A 14,467-nucleotide genomic window follows, 5' to 3' on the forward strand; every position below is an offset into this window, starting at 1 on the left:
GCGAGGCAGCTTCCGGCCTCAACCCGGGTTCAGGTCAAGCCGGTTTCGCGTCCAGAAAACCCGCGTCGAGGCAGCGAGCGAGCGGGTCGAACAGCTCCGTGCGACGGGCGCGCAGCTCATGGGGGGTGAGCCAGGCGAGCGCCGTGGCCTTCTCGGGCTCGCGCAGCTCCGGCTCGCCGTCGAGCCGCTCGCAGGCGATGAACAGCGTCACGTAGTGCCGCCCGATGTCGGGCATCGGGTCGTCGGTGAACCCCAGCCGGACCGTGGGACGAACGACGAGCCCGGTCTCCTCGAGGGTCTCGCGCACGGCGGTGCGTTCCGGCGACTCGCCGAACTCCTGGTGCCCGCCCGGCAACCCCCACCTACCAGCGCCGTGGGCACCCGCCCGGCGCATCACGAGGATCCGCCCGCCCTCGCTGACCACGGCTCCGACCCCGACCTGCACCCGCGTCACGGACCTATGCTCGCGCGGGTGACCGGCAACCCGTTCCTCGCCCCCAGCCCGCTGCCGTTCGGGTTCCCCGACTTCGACGCGATCCGCGAGGAGCACTTCATCCCCGCGTTCACAGCGGGCATGGCCGAGCAACGAGCGGAGGTCGACGCGATCACCGCCGACCCGGGCCCGGCTACGTTCGAGAACACGATCGTCGCCCTCGAACGGTCCGGCGCCACCCTGCGACGCGTGTCGACCGTGTTCTTCACGCTGGTGGGTTCGTGCAGCACGCCTGGGCTCCGCGAGATCGAGGCCGACGTGGCCCCACGGCTCGCCGCGCACGCCGACGCGATCACGCTCGACCCGGTGCTCTTCACCCGCGTCGAGGCGCTGTTCGCAGCCCGGCACGACCTCGGCCTCGACGCCGAGTCGCTTCGTCTGCTGGAGCGGCGGTACCGCGACGCCGTGCGGGCCGGCGCCCGGCTCGCGCCCGCCGAGCAGGAGCGGCTCAAGGAGCTGAACGCCGGGCTCTCCGCGCTGTCGACGGAGTTCGGCAGGCGCCTGCTGGCCGGGGCGAACGCCGCGGCCGTCCTCGTCGAGGACGTGGCGCAGCTCGACGGGCTGCCCCCGAGCGCCGTCTCCGCCGCTGCGCGTGCCGCCGCCGATCGCGGTCACCCCGGCCGGTACCTGCTGACGCTCGTGCTGCCGACCGAGCAGCCCGCGCTCGCATCCCTCACCGACCGGGCGCTGCGGGAGCGGCTGCACCGGGCGTCGATCGAGCGGGGACTCGGTGGGGAGCACGACACGCGGGACATCGTGCTGCGGACGATGGCGCTGCGCGCCGAGCGGGCGCGCCTGCTCGGCCACCCCCACCACGCGTCCTGGATCGCCGAGGACGCCACGGCCGGCACCGTCGAGGCGATCGACGCGATGCTCGGCAAGCTGGCGCCGGTCGCCGTCGCGAACGCGCGAGCGGAGGCCGCGGAGCTGTCCGAGGCCGCCGGCTTCCTGATCGAGGCCTGGGACCGCGCCTTCTACGCCGAACGCGTGCGCCGGGAGCGCTTCGACATCGACGCCGACGCACTGCGCCCGTACTTCGAGCTGGAGCGCGTGCTCCACGACGGCGTCTTCCACGCCGCAGGCCGGCTGTACGGGTTGCGCTTCGCCGAGCGCCACGACCTGCCCCGCTACCACCCCGACGTCCGGGTCTTCGACGTGTTCGACCCCAGCGGGCAGCTGGGCCTGTTCGTCGCCGACTTCTACGCCCGCGACTCCAAGCGCGGCGGCGCGTGGATGAACTCGTTCGTGCCCCAGTCGCACCTGCTGGGCACGAAGCCCGTGGTGCTCAACACGCTGAACATCGCCAAGCCCGCCGACGGCGAGCCCACCCTCCTCACCGTCGACAACGTCCGCACCCTGTTCCACGAGTTCGGCCACGCCCTGCACGGCCTCTTCTCCGACGTGCGGTACCCCACCTTCTCCGGCACGTCCGTGCCGCGCGACTTCGTGGAGTTCCCGTCGCAGGTCAACGAGATGTGGCTGGAGGACCCGGAGATCCTCGCGAGCTACGCGCGCCACCACGGGACCGGCGAGCCGATGCCGGCGGAGCTGGTCGAGCGGCTCGCGGCGGCGCGGCGCTTCGGCGAAGGCTTCGCCACCACGGAGTACCTCGCCGCGGCGCTGCTGGACCAGGCGTGGCACCGGCTGGGCCCCGACGACGCGGTCACCGACGTGGAGCGGTTCGAGGCGGACGCGCTCGCGGCGGCGGGCGTCGTCGAGCCGACGGCACCGCCGCGCTACCGCACCACGTACTTCAACCACATGATGAGCGGCTACAGCGCGGCGTACTACTCCTACATCTGGAGCGAGGTGCTCGACGCCGACACCGTCGAGTGGTTCGCCGAGAACGGTGGCCTGCGCCGGGAGAACGGCGACGCGTTCCGCCGCGAGCTGCTCTCCCGCGGCGGCGCGGTGGACCCGATGGAGGCCTACCGCGCCTTCCGCGGCCGCGACCCGGAGCTCGCCCCGCTCCTGACGCGTCGGGGCCTGACGGGCTGACAGCTGTTGCGGCCTCGCCGCACCGGGATCACGGGCCGAACCAGCTCGCCGCGTCCAGCCGGACGGCCGTGGCCGGCACGACCGCCCTCAGGTTCGCCTCCACGGCGCGCACCCCGTCGACGCCCAGCTGCTCGACCCATTCGGCGCGCAGCTGCTCGAACACGGCGGCCGAGCGGGCCAGGACGTCGTAGCCGCGCGGGGTGAGCCGCACCAGCTTGCGCCGGGCGTCGGCGGCGTCCGCGCTGCGCTCGGCGTAGCCCAGCTCGACGAGCCGGTCGACGGTCTTGCCGGCCGCCTGCTTGGACACGCCCAGGCGCCTGCCCAGCTCGCTGGCCGTCGCGCCGTCCCGGCCGATCGCCTGCATGGCGAAGCCGTACGCCGGCCGCACGTCGGGGTGGCCCTGCTGCGCGAGCTCGGCGTGCAGGCGGTCGACCAGCGTCCGGAAACCGCCGAAGAGCAGCAGCGGGAGCATCCAGCCCGGCTCGTCCCCGTGATCACCCATGGACAGATTCGACAACCTGGTTTACGGTTTGGTCAACCACGTTGTCGAGTCTAGGAGATGCCGATGTCCCAGATGTTCCCCGCCCACACCATCGAGACCGCGCCGCAGGCCGCCCGCCGCACGATGGGCGCCGTCGAGAAGCAGTTCGGGTTCGTGCCGGGCGCAGTGGCCCGGCTCGCCGAGTCACCCGAGCTGCTCGACGGGTTCCTGCGCCTCAGCAAGACGTTCGAGGCGTCGACCCTCGATCCGGTGGCGCGGGAAGTCCTGATCATGACGATCGCCGTCCGCAACGGCTGCCACCTCTGCGTCGCCATGCACACCGGCAAGCTGCGAGGGCTGGATGCCGACGAAGCGCTGGTCGCAGCGTTGCAGGCGGGGGAGCCGCTCACCGACCCCCGGCTCGAGGCGCTGCGAGCGTTCGTCCTCGAGGTGCTCGCCACCACGGGCGACGTGCCCGACGACTCCGTGCAGTCCTTCCTCGGCCACGGCTACACGCTCCGCAATGCGCTGGAAGTGGTGCTCGGGATCGGTGCCTACACGATGTCGACGTTCGCGAACCGGCTCACGAGCGCGCCGCTCGACGAGCCGTTCGCCCGGCACCTCGAACCCGTCAGCGGGGGGAGGTGACCGGCTCGGCGGGCGTGCGTCGCCGGTGCAGGAGGCTCACTCCCGTCCCGGCGAGCAGGCCCCAGAACGCGGCTCCGATGCCGAGGAACCCGACGCCGGCCGCCGTCACCACGAACGTGATGGCGGCGGCCTCGCGCCGGTCCGGCTCGGACACCGCCGACGACAGGGCCCCGGCCAGCGCGCCGAGGAGTGCGAGCCCGGCCACCGCCTCGATCAGTACCGGCGGTGACAGCACGAGCAGGGCCGCGGCGAGTCCCGCGCCGAGCCCGAGGACCGCGAGGGCCACCCCCGCCGTGACGGACGCGAGCCAGCGCCGCCGCGGGTCCGGGTGGGCGTCCGGGCCGGCCGCCAGCGCGGCGCTGATCGCCGCGAGGTTCACCGCGTGTCCGCCGAACGGGGCGGAGACGATCGTCGCCAGGCCGGTGGTGGCGAGGATCGGGCGCATCGGCGCGGCGTAGCCGTACTGGGCGAGCACGGCGGCGCCGGGCACGTTCTGCGACGCCATCGTGACGAGGAACAGCGGGATCCCGATGCCCACGACCGTCGCGAGGTCGAACGTCGGAGTGGTCCACACGAGGGCGGGCGCGAGCGTCACGCCACCGAGCCCCGGGCCCGTGAGCCCGATCGTGACGGCTGCCACCACGAGCGCGGCCGGTACCGCCCACGTCCGGGCGAACCGGCTGATGAGCGCCCAGACCGCGATCACCGGCGCGGCGAGCAACGGAACCTCCGCGAGGGCCCGCACCGGCGCGAGGCAGAGCTCCACGAGCACCCCGGCCAGCATCGCGCTCGCGATCGGCACCGGGATCAGCGCGATCAGCCGTCCGACCGCCGGCACCAGCCCGGCCACCACGACGAGCACCCCGCACAGCAGGAACGCGCCGATGGCGGCGGCGAAGCCGCCGGCCGGGGGACCGGTCGAGATCAGGAGCGCGGCGCCGGGCGTGGACCACGCGATGCTGATGGGGATCCGGTCGCGCAGCCCCAGCCCGAGCGCGACCAGGCCGGAGGCCAGGCACAGCACGAGCAGGCCGGACGCCGCCTGCCGCTCGTCGGCCCCTGCCGCTCGCAGCCCGGTGAGCACCACGGCGAACGCGCTGGAGAAGCCGACCAGCGCCGTCACGACACCGGCGAGCACGGGTTGCAGCCGCACCTGTTCCCTCCCATGGTCGTTCCGTTTACGGAACGATGGGACGATAGCCCATGTGGATGCCGCGAGCGAGGGCGTTGCCGGGCCTGCCCTCGCCGAGGGCGCGGCCGACGTGGGCGGCCGGGTGCGGGAGCTGCGCGAACGCCGCGGCATGTCGCTGTCCGAGCTGGCACGCCGGGCCGCTGTGGGCAAGGCGACGCTGTCCGGGCTCGAGGCCGGCACCCGCAACCCCACCCTCGACACCCTGCAGGCCGTGGCCGCCGCCCTGGAACTGCCGCTGACCGCCCTCCTCAGCCCACCACCCGCCACCCTCAGCGGCGCCGCCGTGCAGATCCAGCTGCTGCGCGTCTTCGACGACGGCCCGGTGACGTACGAGCTCTACCGCATGCGCGTCCCGACCGGCCTCGCGCAGCGCTCATCCGCCCACCAGGTGGGCGTCACCGAGCACGTCACGGTGTTCTCCGGGGTGCTCGAGACCGGCCCGGTGGACGACCCGCTGCGCGCCGGCCCCGGCGAGTACGTCGAGTGGGCGGCCGACGTGCCGCACACCTACGCCGCTCCCGGGCCGGACGACGTGCTGGCGAGCCTGCTGATCCGCTACCCCCGCGTCGCTCGCTGAGTACCGCGGGGGAATTGCCGAGGCCTCGCCGTGGCCGGGCTCTAGGCTGTGCGGTGATCCTCTGAGCCCTGTCCGCCCTCCAACCACCTCGGAGGTTCTCCGTGTCCCAGCCAGTCCCGCCCGACGCCGAGCAGCCGAAGCCGGCCGCCGAGCCGGACCCGGCCACCGAGCCGGACGAAGAGTCCGCTCCGCTCAACCGGGCCGAGCGCCGCGCGAAGGCGAAGAAGGGCGATCCGACGCACGTCGGACCGCGCGAGGACCTGGCCCGCCAGCTCCGCGGCGGCCGCCCGCACACCAAGCGCCCCCGCTGATACCGCGACTCGCTCGCACTCAGACCGCGACTCGCGGGGCTGGGGGTCTCCTGCTCCCGCGAGTCGCGGTCTGAGTGCACGCGAGTCGCGCCCTCGGTGCACGCGAGTCGCGCTCCTGGTGCAGCCGAGTCGCGGTCGTCGCGCCGCCTTCCGGAATGGCCGGCGGGGGCGGGGTGTTGGGCGAGGCGATGGAACCGCAGGTCAGGCTCTCGTTGCTGGATCGCTCCCGTACCCGCGCGGGCGAGCCGGACGCCGCGGCGCTGCGGCACACGGTCGAGCGGGCGCAGCGCGCCGAGCGGCTCGGCTACCACCGGTTCTGGGTTGCCGAGCACCACGCCGTCCCGGGCATCGCGAGCGGCAGCCCGCCGGTGCTGGTCGCAGCGGTCGCCGCCCGGACGGACCGGATCCGGGTCGGGTCGGGGGGCGTGATGCTGCCGAACCACCAGCCGCTGGTCGTCGCCGAGCAGTTCGCGATGCTGGAGGCCCTCTTCCCGGGCCGGATCGACCTGGGTGTCGGCCGTTCGCTCGGCTTCACCCCGCCGGTGCGAGCAGCCCTGCGCCGTGCGGCCGATGCACCGGACACCTTCGCCACCGATCTCGACGAGCTGCGCTCCTACCTCGAGGGCAGCGGCCCGGTCACGGCCCGCCCGCGGCTCGACCGCCCGGTTCCGGTGTTCGTGCTGGCCACGGGCCGCGGCCTCGCCGTGGCCGGTGACGCAGGCCTGCCGGTCGTGCTCGGTGGGCCCGTGCTGGACAGCGCGGACATCGGCGCAGCCCTGGACGACTACCGGGCGCGCGCCGAGGCCGCGGGCGGCCGCCCGTACGTCGTGGTCTCGCTCGACGTCCTGATCGCCGACTCGGTCGCCGGGGCCCGCGAGCTCGCACTCCCGGAGGCGTGGGCGCTCGCGGCGGCGCGCACCACCGGCCAGTTCCCGGCGCTGGAGCCGGTCGACCCGGACCGCGTGCTGTCCGAGCGGCAACGTGCAGTCGTGGAGGACGCCGTGGGCCGGACGGTGCACGGCGACGAGGCCACGGTCGCGGCCGAGCTCGGCGAGCTGTTCCACCGCACGGGCGCCGACGAGCTGCTCGCCTCCACGTCGACGTTCGACCTGGCCGCGCTACGCGAGTCCGACGCGCGGCTCGCGCGGTTGCTGACGTCCCGGACGACGTTCCGGTGAACGTCCCGTCCCGCCCGGTGGGGAGCGCCGGGCGGGACGGGGTGTTGGGGCGGTCGTGCAGTTGGTCCGAAAGAGCTAGCGGTAGATCCGCATGTAGTCGACCTGCATCTCGGTTGGCTTGGGCGAGCCGCCGTCGGGGAAGTAGTCGAGCTGGATCGTCGCGTGCATCCGGCCCGGCGGAAGGGTTTCCTCGTCGGTGCTCTCGAACCACTTCTGGCCGTCGATGTAGCCGGTTACCCGGCCGTCCACCCACTCGACCGCGTAGTTGTGCCACTGCGCGATGTCGATGGTCTTGGTCGCGTACTTCTGGTCGCTGCCGTAGTGCAGGAAGAACGAGACGTCGGGCGACGCGCTGGTCGTCTCGGCGAAGTCGATCTCGCCGTTCTCCTGACCGCCGCTCTCGCGCCAGAGGATCAGCACGGGGTGGTACTGGTCGTCGCCCTTGGGGAACCGGGCGCGCATCTCCCAGCGGCCGAAGCGCTGGTCCTCCTTCCAGGACATGCCGCCGGTGTTGCCCTCGGAGTCGCCGCGGATGACGAGCACGCCGTTCTCGACGCTGATCGCGTCCGGCGTGCGGCGGCCCTGGCCGTCGTGCCCCTCGCCGTCGTAGGGGCTCCACTGCGGGCTCAGCCCGCCGTTGAACTCGTCGCCGCCCGCGCGGGTCCAGCCGTTCGCGGCCGCCGCCGACCGGCCCTCACCCGCACCACCGCTCTTGCGGGGCGCTGCCGCCTGCTCGCCGGCGGCCGCCTTCCGCTCCGCGGCCTGGGGCTTGCTCGTGGCAGGCGGCTCGGTCGGCTCTGCGGCGGCCGGCGGTTCGGGGGTCGGCTCCGGGGTGACGGGCGGTGCCTGCGCGGGATCTGCGACGGCCGCGTTGTTGCTCAGCTGCTGGGCCGCGAGCGACGGGTCGTCGGAGGGCTGCGCGAGCGTGGCCACCAGCGTGGCGACCAGCATCACGAGGGCGCCGACCGCCATCGGCGCGAGCCGCCGGGTCGTGGAGTTCGTCCCGGGCGCGTCGGAGGTGACGACGGCCTCCGCGTGGCCGCGCGGGTGCCGGTGCCGGCCCGACGCGGTGACGGCGTCGCTGCCACGTTCGGCAGTGACCCGTTCGATCAGCTCAGTGGCTGAGCTGCCCACTGCGGAGGTTGTCCTTCGCATGGGGCGGAACGATAGGGAGGGTGACGGCTCGTGATCGGAAACCTGAGAGCTCGGGTTGCTCGTCCGCGCTGAGGGGTAGGTTGTGCGCGCCGGGCCGCACCCGATCGGGCGTGTTGTGCGCGCCTTGTACTCCGATCGGATTAATAGGGCTCTCAGCTGAGACCTGAGAACCGCGATTGCGGGGCTGATGTCGCTCCGTTAGCCGATTGTTACGAGGCGCCCACTGCGCAAAGGTGTCAGGCGATGCTCCCCGCTGCTCCCCCGGGGGGTGCGTCCTCGTACACGTCGGCCGCCGTGTCGACGCGTGTGTCCGTGCCCCCGAACACGCTGCCCACCACGACCACCACCAACCACGTACTACTGGCGTTGCCCCCGACCGCCGCGTCGGCCTCCGTGCTGCGCAGTCTCCGCTCCGAAGGCGTGTCGGTCAGCCCGGTGAGCGACGGCATCGGCGTTCTCGACGCCGTCCGCAACCGCGATCCGGCTCTCGTCGTGCTCGACGTCGAGCTGCCCGGCCCGGACCAGGCGGCCGTGCTCGTCGCCGTGCAGACCGAGGCGCCCAACGTGCCGGTCATCGCCGTCACGCCCCGCGAGCGCAGGGTCGGCCTGCTCGGGCTCCTGCGCGGCGACCGCGACGACTTCCTGGTGCGCCCGTTCGCCGTCGACGAGCTGGCCGCCCGGATCCGGCTGCGCCTGCGGCTCGGCCCGGCCGTCGAGAACACCGTGCTGCGCCTCGGCGAGCTCGTGGTCGACACCGAGTTCGGAGACGTGAGCGTCGACGGGCAGTCGATTTCGCTGTCGCCCACCGAGTACGCGCTCCTGATGGCCCTCATCGCCGAGCCGGGCGAGGTGGTGCCCCCGCACCGGCTCGCCCGTGAGGTGTGGTCGGAGCCTGCGTCGCCCAACCTCGTGCAGGTGTACATCTCCTACCTGCGCCGCAAGATCGGAGCGGAGCGCATCCGAACCGTCCGGGGTGAGGGTTACGTGCTCGAGGCCTGATCGAGGCCATAACCGTTATCGAACACGGCCCGACCGGGTGGCATCTGCGGTTGCCTAGTGCGACGGCGGTCACACCGTGCTACCCAGTGCTTACACACGAGCCGCGCGGCTGCGGCCCGGACGAGAGTCGGGAGCACGGATGACTGTTACGGGGATCATCACCGCCATCATCATCGGCGCCATCATCGGTTTCGTCGGCCGTCTCGTGGCGCCGGGGAAGCAGAACATCCCGATCTGGCTGACCATCGTGGTCGGGATCGTGGCGGCCTTCATCGGCACCTGGATCGCCGGCCTGTTCAACGTCGCCGACACCGGCGGCATCGACTGGATCGAGCTGATCCTGCAGATCGTCGTGGCCGCGATCGGTGTCACGGTCGTCGCGGGCATCTACAGCAGGCGCGGCGTCACGCGCTGACCCCATACGTTCGCCGGCCCGGTCCCGACCAGTTCGGGGCCGGGCCTCGTCCGTCCGGCCTACCCCTCGAACGCCATGGCGGCGGCGAGGAACGCGTCGTTCTCCTCGGGCGTGGAGACCGTGACGCGCACGCCGTCCGGGTGGAACGGGCGCACCACGACCTTGTGGTCGAGGCAGTGCGCCGCGAACGGCGCGGTGCGCTCGCCCAGCGCGAGCCACACGAAGTTGGCCTGCGTGGGCGGCACGGTGAAGCCGGCGGCGAGCAGGGCGTCCCGCACCCGCACCCGCTCCTCGATCACGCCGGCACAGCCCGCGAGCAGGGTCTCCTCGTCGTCGAGCGCGGCGACGGCGGCGGCCTGGGCGAGGGTGCTCACGCTGAACGGAGAGCTGACCTTGCGCAGCGCCGTCGCCACCTCCGGCGACCCGATCGCGTACCCGACGCGCAGCGCGGCCAGCCGGTAGGCCTTCGAGAAGGTGCGGAGCACCACGAGGTTGGGGTGGGCGTCGATCAGGTCCATGCCGTCCACGGCGTCCGGGTCGGTGACGTACTCGTGGTACGCCTCGTCGAGCGCCACCAGCACGTTCTGCGGGACGGCCCCGAGCAACCGCTCCAGCTCCGCGCGGGTGACCACGGTGCCCGTCGGGTTGTTCGGGCTGCAGACGAACACGAGCCGGGTGCGCGGCCCGACCGCGGCGGCCATCGCGTCGACGTCGTGGCGGAACTCGGCGTCGATCGGGACGGTGCGGATCGTGGCGCCGCCGATCTGGGTCACGATCGGGTACGCCTCGAACGAGCGCCAGGCGAACACGACCTCCTCCTCCGGCTCCCGGCAGGTGGCCTGCACGAGCTGCTGGCAGAGGCTCACGGAACCGCAGCCGACGGCGATCCGCTCGGCTGCGACGCCCCGGGCCTCCGCCAGCCGCGCCGTCAGGCCCGTGACGGCCAGGTCGGGGTAGCGGTTGCCGCTCGTCGCCGCCTCGGCGATGGCGGCCAACACCTTGGGGGTGGGCGGCAGTGCGACCTCGTTGCTCGCCAGCTTGATCGCACCCGGGATGGTCTTCCCGGGCACGTAGGCCGGCAGGGTGTCGAGGTCCGGGCGGATCTGCGTCATGAACGTCACCGTAACCGTGCCCGAGGCCGCCGACTTCACCCAGCCGTGACACCCTGGTTCCATGACCGAGATCCGCACCGAGACCGTCCCTCTGGTAGACGGCAGTGCGCTGCGACTCACCGTCGCGGAGCCGGTCAGCGCGATCCGCGGGGGGATCGTGGTGCTGCACGAGGCACGGGGTGTCACCGACTCGGTACGCGGCATCGTGCAAGGCCTCGCCGCGGACGGCTGGCTCGCCGTCGCCCCACATCTCTACCACCGTGACGGTGCCGATGAGCTCGACGGCGCCGACGACGAGGTGCAGCAACAGGTCGACCGGCTCGAGGGCGAGCAGGTGATGGCCGACACGGACACCGCGTTCGGCTGGCTCGCGGAGCGCGGCGTCACCCCCGACCGGATGGGGGTGCTCGGGTTCGACCTGGGCGGTTCCGTCGCGCTGCTCGTGGCCGCCAAACGCACGCTCGGTGCCGCCGTCACGGTGGCGGGCGACCCGGTGCCGGCGAGCCCGGCCGGCGGGCTGCCCGCGCTGGTCGAAGCCGCTCCCGGCCTGACCTGCCCATGGCTGGGCATCTACGGCGAGGTCAACGGGGGCGGGCCCGACCCGGAGGTCGCCCGCCTGCGGGACGCCGCCGCGTCGTCGCAGGTCGCCACCGACGTCGTGGTCTACCCGCGCCGGGGCCACCGCTTCGACGACGACCCGGACGTGGCCGCGGCCGCCTGGCAGCGCACCCTGAACTGGTTCGACTCCCACCTGCGCTGATCAGGGCGCCCTCTGGCGCGTCCGGCACCTCGGAATGCATGCTGCGCGTATGACCGGCGCCGAGGCTCCCGACGTCCTGTGGACCCCCGATCCCGACCACCACGGCCGGCTGGCCGAGTTCACCGAGTGGGTGCGCGAGCACCGCGGCGTCGACGCTCCCGACTACGCCACGTTGCACGCCTGGTCGGTCGACGACCAAGAGGGTTTCTGGTCGGCGGTGGCCGAGTTCCTCGGCGTCCGGTTCCACGCGCAGCCGCGCGCCGTGCTCGGCCGCACCGAGATGCCCGGCGCCGAGTGGTTCCCGGGGGCCACGCTGAACTACGCGGAGCACGCGCTCGCCCCCGGCTCGGACGCCGACCTCGCGGTCGTGTTCGTCCGCGAGGACGGTCTCGAGCGCGAGGTGACCCGCGGCGAGCTGCGCGACCTCGTCGGCCGGGCGCGCGCCGGGCTCGTGCGGGCCGGCGTCGGCCGGGGCGACCGGGTCGTCGCGCTGGCGGCCAACAGCGTGGAGACGCTCGCCGCCTTCCTCGCCGCGGCGAGCCTCGGGGCCATCTGGTCGTCGTGCTCACCGGACTTCGGCGCCCGGGCCGTGCGCGACCGGTTCGCCCAGATCGAGCCGACCGTCCTGCTGGCCGTCGACGGCTACGTCTACGGCGGCAAGCGGTTCGACGTCCGCAGCACCGTGCAGCAGCTGCGCGAGGAGCTGCCCACCCTCGCCACCACCGTGCTGGTGCCGTACCTGGACGAGGCCGCCACGCTCGACGGCGCCGTCCCGTGGGCCGAGTTCACCGGCACGCCCGGTGAGCTGGCCTTCGAGCCGGTGCCGTTCGACCACCCGCTGTGGGTGCTCTACTCGTCCGGCACGACCGGCCTGCCGAAGGGCATCGTGCACGGCCACGGCGGGATCGTGCTGGAGCACCTCAAGGCGCTCGGGCTGCAGATGGAGCTCGGGCCGGGGGAGCGGTTCTTCTGGTTCACGACCACCGGCTGGATGATGTGGAACCTCCTCATCGGCGGCCTTCTCGTCGAGGCGACGGTGATCCTCTTCGACGGCAACCCGGGCCACCCCGACCTGGGTGCGCTGTGGCGGCTCGCCGAGCGGCACCGGGTCACGTACTTCGGCACGTCCGCCCCGTTCATCCAGGCGAGCCTCAAGGCGGGGCTACGCCCGCGCGACCAGTTCGACCTCGGCTCGCTGCGCGCGCTCGGCTCCACCGGCGCACCGCTGTCCGTCGAGGGGTTCCGCTGGGTCGGCGAAGCGGTGGGCGAGCACGTGCAGATCTGCTCCGTGTCCGGCGGCACCGACGTGTGCGCCGCGTTCGTGGGGTCCGCGCCGAACCTGCCCGTGTGGCTGGGCGAGATCAGCTGCGCCTCGCTCGGCGCCGCCGTGGTCGCCTACGACGAGAAGGGCGAGGAGCTCGTCGACGAGGTGGGCGAGCTCGTGATCACCCGCCCGATGCCGTCCATGCCGGTGATGTTCTGGAACGACCCCGACGGCACCCGCCTGCGTGAGGCTTACTTCGACGAGTTCCCGGGTGTGTGGCGCCACGGCGACTGGGTCCGCCGGACACCCCGCGGCTCCTTCGTCATCTACGGGCGCAGCGACTCCACGCTCAACCGCGGTGGCGTGCGCATGGGCACCGCCGACTTCTACGCCGTGGTCGAGGGCTTCGAGCAGGTGCTCGACTCGTTGGTGATCGACACCACCGAGCTCGGCGCCCGCGACGAGGGAGCCCTGCTCTGCTTCCTCGTCCTGGCCGAGGGCGCCACGCTCGAAGAGGTCGAGCCCGCCCTGCGCCGCGCCCTCCGCACCGAGCTCTCGCCCCGCCACGTCCCGGACCGGTTCGTGGCCGTCGAGGCGATCCCCCGCACCCTCAACGGGAAGAAGTGCGAGGTGCCGGTCAAGAAGATCCTCGCAGGCGTGTCGCCGGACCGGGCCGTGAGCCGCGGCGCCCTCCAGAACCCCGACGCGCTCGGCCCCTTCCTCGCCCTCGCCACCGGGGGGTCGTGAACCCGCCGCACGGGCCCATGTACTCTGGTGAGCGCTGGAGGCCGAGAGGCCCCGGGAGGCTTCGCCTAGTCTGGTCTATGGCGCCGCACTGCTAATGCGGTTTGGGGTCACCCCCCATCCCGGGTTCAAATCCCGGAGCCTCCGCGCTGGCGTGGCCGACTTCCGGGTCGGACACGGCATGAGGTACAACTGAACAGCACACGCGCCCGTAGCTCAACGGATAGAGCATCTGACTACGGATCAGAAGGTTAGGGGTTCGAATCCCTTCGGGCGCACTCGATCGAATCTGGCCCTGACCGGCTCCAATGGTCAGGGCCAGATCATTTCTATCGGCCTACCCGGGCGCCCGGCGCCGTCCCAGCATCTTGTTCAGGTCCTCACGGCGCCGCAGAACAACGCCGGCTCGGCGTCGGGCCGTCACGCATCGCCGCGTCGGCGGAGTCCAGCGTCCACCACCGGGAGCTCGCACGTGCCAGCGAAGTCTCGTGGTACTCCACCAGGAACACGCTGTCGGGCGTCAGGTCGACGAGGATGGCGTCCTGCAGCCCGCCGCCCCGGGTGATGGCGGCGATGGCGTGAGCGTCCACACCGTCGGCGTCGTCCACCTCGCCGAGGACCATGTAGGCGTCCGGGTCGGGGCCCATGCCGGGCGCGTGGTACTTGTGCCGGAACCCGTACCGCTCGAACTCGTAGCGCAGGTCGGCGAGTCGCATACTCGGGGCGCGGCCCAGCGGGGCCTCCCGGACGGGCCAGCCGATCAGGACGATCTGCCGAGCGACGACACCGAGGGTCCGGTCGTGGAGCGATCTCCCTCGACTCGTGATCGTCCGTTCACCCGGCGAGAACCCGCCGAACTGCAGCACGACGCGCTCGGACCGAAGTACGTCGAGCAGATGCCGGACGGCCTGCGCCAGGTGCGGCGCGACGCCGTTCTCCGCTGGTTGGTCCAGGCCCATGAGGGTCGCGTGGACGTCGTCCACCGCTCTCGGCCGAAATCGGGTGCCCAGCACGGACGAGGCCGCATCCTGTAGCGCGCGAACCGTCCTGTCCAGGCTCGCGGGCTTGGCCCCGTAGAACGCGACCAGGGTCGCCCGGTCGAGGTCGATCGGCAATGTCGTCACCTGCCCCGCCGCCACC

15 protein-coding genes and 2 tRNA genes are annotated in these 14,467 nt (G+C 72.9%); 11 read left to right on the plus strand and 6 right to left on the minus strand.

The genetic code is table 11. The annotated features are described in order from the left end of the window. Window positions 1-34: 34 nt before the first annotated feature. Window positions 35-454, minus strand: coding sequence for a nucleotide triphosphate diphosphatase NUDT15 (locus tag FB388_RS37855; protein WP_170226011.1), 420 nt, complete (start codon window positions 452-454; stop codon window positions 35-37). Window positions 455-460: 6 nt separating this feature from the next. Here FB388_RS37855 and FB388_RS37860 point away from each other — a divergent pair, with 6 nt between their 5' ends. Next, entirely contained in the window at window positions 461-2,491 is a 2,031-nt protein-coding gene (locus tag FB388_RS37860; RefSeq protein WP_142107436.1) for a M3 family metallopeptidase, read from the plus strand. A 28-nt stretch (window positions 2,492-2,519) separates the two neighbouring features. On the opposite strand, the gene FB388_RS37865 is transcribed toward FB388_RS37860, so the two are convergent. Then, complete coding sequence (locus tag FB388_RS37865; RefSeq protein ID WP_142107437.1) at window positions 2,520-2,993, minus strand: MarR family winged helix-turn-helix transcriptional regulator; 474 nt, start codon at window positions 2,991-2,993, stop codon at window positions 2,520-2,522. 72 nt (window positions 2,994-3,065) lie between these two features. Here FB388_RS37865 and FB388_RS37870 point away from each other — a divergent pair, with 72 nt between their 5' ends. Further along, window positions 3,066-3,620 (plus strand): carboxymuconolactone decarboxylase family protein, encoded by a 555-nt coding sequence (locus tag FB388_RS37870; RefSeq protein ID WP_142107794.1) that lies wholly within the window; start codon window positions 3,066-3,068, stop codon window positions 3,618-3,620. Here the strand turns inward: FB388_RS37870 and FB388_RS40125 are convergent. Continuing rightward, on the minus strand, window positions 3,604-4,773 hold the full coding sequence (locus FB388_RS40125) for a benzoate/H(+) symporter BenE family transporter (protein WP_211362469.1): 1,170 nt from the start codon (window positions 4,771-4,773) through the stop codon (window positions 3,604-3,606). The two genes, FB388_RS37870 and FB388_RS40125, sit on opposite strands and share 17 nt — an antisense overlap. Window positions 4,774-4,825: 52 nt before the next feature. Between FB388_RS40125 and FB388_RS37880 the strand changes: the two genes are divergently transcribed. The 3 genes from FB388_RS37880 (at window position 4,826) to FB388_RS37890 (ending at window position 6,878) form a co-directional block, all read left to right on the plus strand. Beyond that, window positions 4,826-5,389 carry a helix-turn-helix domain-containing protein gene (locus tag FB388_RS37880; protein ID WP_211362470.1) on the plus strand — a complete coding sequence of 188 codons (564 nt, stop codon included), beginning with the start codon at window positions 4,826-4,828 and terminating at the stop codon, window positions 5,387-5,389. Between the two features lie 101 nt (window positions 5,390-5,490). Next, the gene (locus FB388_RS37885) at window positions 5,491-5,700 is read left to right on the plus strand and encodes a hypothetical protein (RefSeq protein ID WP_142107439.1); all 210 of its coding nucleotides are present in this window, start codon (window positions 5,491-5,493) and stop codon (window positions 5,698-5,700) included. A gap of 188 nt (window positions 5,701-5,888) precedes the next feature. Beyond that, window positions 5,889-6,878 carry an MsnO8 family LLM class oxidoreductase gene (locus FB388_RS37890; protein ID WP_142107440.1) on the plus strand — a complete coding sequence of 330 codons (990 nt, stop codon included), beginning with the start codon at window positions 5,889-5,891 and terminating at the stop codon, window positions 6,876-6,878. 75 nt (window positions 6,879-6,953) lie between these two features. Here FB388_RS37890 and FB388_RS37895 read toward each other — a convergent pair whose 3' ends face one another. Further along, complete coding sequence (locus tag FB388_RS37895; RefSeq protein ID WP_142107441.1) at window positions 6,954-8,033, minus strand: glycoside hydrolase family 16 protein; 1,080 nt, start codon at window positions 8,031-8,033, stop codon at window positions 6,954-6,956. A gap of 312 nt (window positions 8,034-8,345) precedes the next feature. Here FB388_RS37895 and FB388_RS37900 point away from each other — a divergent pair, with 312 nt between their 5' ends. Further along, window positions 8,346-9,032 carry a response regulator transcription factor gene (locus FB388_RS37900; protein ID WP_246122807.1) on the plus strand — a complete coding sequence of 229 codons (687 nt, stop codon included), beginning with the start codon at window positions 8,346-8,348 and terminating at the stop codon, window positions 9,030-9,032. Window positions 9,033-9,171: 139 nt separating this feature from the next. Then, window positions 9,172-9,447, plus strand: a complete 276-nt coding sequence (locus FB388_RS37905) for a GlsB/YeaQ/YmgE family stress response membrane protein (RefSeq protein ID WP_142107443.1) — start codon at window positions 9,172-9,174, stop codon at window positions 9,445-9,447. 59 nt (window positions 9,448-9,506) lie between these two features. On the opposite strand, the gene hisC is transcribed toward FB388_RS37905, so the two are convergent. Continuing rightward, on the minus strand, window positions 9,507-10,559 hold the full coding sequence (gene hisC / locus FB388_RS37910; protein WP_142107444.1) for a histidinol-phosphate transaminase: 1,053 nt from the start codon (window positions 10,557-10,559) through the stop codon (window positions 9,507-9,509). A gap of 61 nt (window positions 10,560-10,620) precedes the next feature. Between hisC and FB388_RS37915 the strand changes: the two genes are divergently transcribed. The 4 genes from FB388_RS37915 (at window position 10,621) to FB388_RS37930 (ending at window position 13,605) form a co-directional block, all read left to right on the plus strand. Beyond that, a complete protein-coding gene (locus tag FB388_RS37915; RefSeq protein ID WP_142107445.1) occupies window positions 10,621-11,319 on the plus strand; it encodes a dienelactone hydrolase family protein in 699 nt (232 codons plus the stop codon). Between the two features lie 49 nt (window positions 11,320-11,368). After that, complete coding sequence (locus tag FB388_RS37920) at window positions 11,369-13,330, plus strand: acetoacetate--CoA ligase (RefSeq protein ID WP_211362471.1); 1,962 nt, start codon at window positions 11,369-11,371, stop codon at window positions 13,328-13,330. Between the two features lie 54 nt (window positions 13,331-13,384). Continuing rightward, a tRNA-Ser gene (locus FB388_RS37925) sits at window positions 13,385-13,474 on the plus strand. Between the two features lie 58 nt (window positions 13,475-13,532). Further along, window positions 13,533-13,605: transfer RNA gene (locus FB388_RS37930), tRNA-Arg, on the plus strand. A 102-nt stretch (window positions 13,606-13,707) separates the two neighbouring features. Here FB388_RS37930 and FB388_RS37935 read toward each other — a convergent pair. Beyond that, on the minus strand, window positions 13,708-14,451 hold the full coding sequence (locus tag FB388_RS37935) for a hypothetical protein (RefSeq protein ID WP_142107447.1): 744 nt from the start codon (window positions 14,449-14,451) through the stop codon (window positions 13,708-13,710). Window positions 14,452-14,467: the final 16 nt, after the last annotated feature.

It is taken from the genome of Pseudonocardia cypriaca (genome assembly GCF_006717045.1).
Lineage (GTDB): Bacteria > Actinomycetota > Actinomycetes > Mycobacteriales > Pseudonocardiaceae > Pseudonocardia > Pseudonocardia cypriaca.

Excerpts from the sequence above, each read along its gene's own strand:
- FB388_RS37865 (WP_142107437.1), bottom strand. The coding sequence starts at position 2,993 with ATGGGTGATCACGGGGACGAGCCGGGCTGGATGCTCCCGCTGCTGCTC.
- FB388_RS37870 (WP_142107794.1), top strand. The coding sequence starts at position 3,066 with ATGTTCCCCGCCCACACCATCGAGACCGCGCCGCAGGCCGCCCGCCGC.
- FB388_RS37915 (WP_142107445.1), top strand. The coding sequence starts at position 10,621 with ATGACCGAGATCCGCACCGAGACCGTCCCTCTGGTAGACGGCAGTGCG.
- FB388_RS37890 (WP_142107440.1), top strand. The coding sequence starts at position 5,889 with ATGGAACCGCAGGTCAGGCTCTCGTTGCTGGATCGCTCCCGTACCCGC.
- hisC (WP_142107444.1), bottom strand. The coding sequence starts at position 10,559 with ATGACGCAGATCCGCCCGGACCTCGACACCCTGCCGGCCTACGTGCCC.
- FB388_RS37860 (WP_142107436.1), top strand. The coding sequence starts at position 461 with ATGCTCGCGCGGGTGACCGGCAACCCGTTCCTCGCCCCCAGCCCGCTG.
- FB388_RS37905 (WP_142107443.1), top strand. The coding sequence starts at position 9,172 with ATGACTGTTACGGGGATCATCACCGCCATCATCATCGGCGCCATCATC.
- FB388_RS37895 (WP_142107441.1), bottom strand. The coding sequence starts at position 8,033 with ATGCGAAGGACAACCTCCGCAGTGGGCAGCTCAGCCACTGAGCTGATC.
- FB388_RS37920 (WP_211362471.1), top strand. The coding sequence starts at position 11,369 with ATGACCGGCGCCGAGGCTCCCGACGTCCTGTGGACCCCCGATCCCGAC.